This is a genomic window from Acinetobacter sp. YH16053, from assembly GCF_013417035.1.
GTDB classification, from domain to species: Bacteria; Pseudomonadota; Gammaproteobacteria; order Pseudomonadales; family Moraxellaceae; genus Acinetobacter; species Acinetobacter towneri.
This window is the reverse complement of sequence record NZ_VPEP01000116.1, coordinates 1-1,436: the sequence shown is the minus strand read 5'-3', so window position 1 is coordinate 1,436 and position 1,436 is coordinate 1. Positions and strand designations below refer to the sequence as shown.

Here is a 1,436-nt window from a genome sequence, read left to right as displayed (position 1 = left end):
GGCCGTAAAGCTTTTTAAAAGCTTTTTAAAAGCTATTAAAAGCTTTTAATAAAGCTTTTAAAATTAGTAAATGAAAAAATAAATGAAAAATTGCCCTTGGTTTTCGCTGCGCTCAAACTCTATTGAATCTCGCTTTCGCTCGATTCGTTGGGGCAATTTTTTGGCTCATTGGGTTGTGACTTTAAAAAAAAGCAAAAGCAGCTCGGAATTCGCTTCGCTCATGAGCTTTTTACTCGCTTCGCTCGACATAAAGCCATCGTAATCAGTTCGCACCCATTCGGGATGCTCTGATTCTGAGTTCTTGATACACAGGGGAGCCTGTAATCAGGGAAAAACAGGTGAAAAAATTTAGATCCCTGTAGTTCGCTCGTAGACACTCGCTAAATGCTCTCATTTGCGATTTAAGAGTTTTTTCTTAACTCAACTATAAATCTACTGTGGTTTAGCAAAACATCGCTAAAAACCCTATTTTTTTGCGTTTAAACAGCATTCACCAAGGTCGGTAATCGTTGTTATTTTCATTTTCTGGTTTTTTAGGCTCATTTTTCTGCTGTTTTTCCAATTCTTGGCGTTTTAAAAATGCCAAATGTTCTCGTTCGTGTCTTTCTTGTTCATAGCGTTGTTCTTTTTGCTCTCGTTCTTTACGTAATTGCTCTCTAAATTCACTTTCTCTGCGATCATTTTCAATTCTTCGTTGGCGATCTACTTCCGCTTGGCGTACTTGCTGCATTCTTTCTTGTTCAATTTTGAGATCATCTGCCCGTTTTGCTTTAAGGAGGGGACTCATATCATCATTAAAATCATGTAGGGTATCGAATGAATGAACGTACTCTCGTTTTAGCTTCTGCCAAAACGTGGGTTTTATCGTTGGTCGTTCAATCCCATTATTTTCCAGTATCTCTGAGCATTGGCCTAAGCGTTTGACGACATTCTCAATATCGTATTCTTTAGCAAGTTGTTCGACCTCGGTTGCGTATTCTCTCCAGTTCTCATTTTTTGCCTGTTCTACTGATTTTTCAGTCGCATAAAAATCAGGTTTTTTTATATCTCTGTAAGTATGATGGTAAGAGTCATAAAACAAATTATCGTTACGTAGGTAAAAATCGCTTTTGTTTTCTGCTAACCATCGTTTTGTCTTGGTGAGATTTGATTCAATCTGCTTTTGATTATCAGCAGCATTGCTTTGAATGGTGTAAAACTGATTGGCAAATTCTGCATAAATATCTTGGCACCGGATGAAGTCATCATATGCGTTGTCGATCTGTTGAACCTGTTGTTCTTGCAGGCGTTCTTCTTCTAGGTTGAGATTTACTAATTCTGCTAAAAGCTCTTTTTCTTCTGCTTCGGTTAACTGAAGTTCGTTTTCCAGCTGGGTAATCTGATCTTCTAATCGACTTGGAACAATAATTTCTTGATCAAGGCCCTTGATGATCTGT

The 1,436-nt window shown here is 37.8% G+C and carries 1 pseudogene; it reads right to left on the bottom strand.

From position 1 onward, the window contains the following. Window positions 1-490: 490 nt before the first annotated feature. Window positions 491-1,436, bottom strand: a pseudogene (locus tag FTV43_RS15425) (MobA/MobL family protein); the annotation flags it as partial.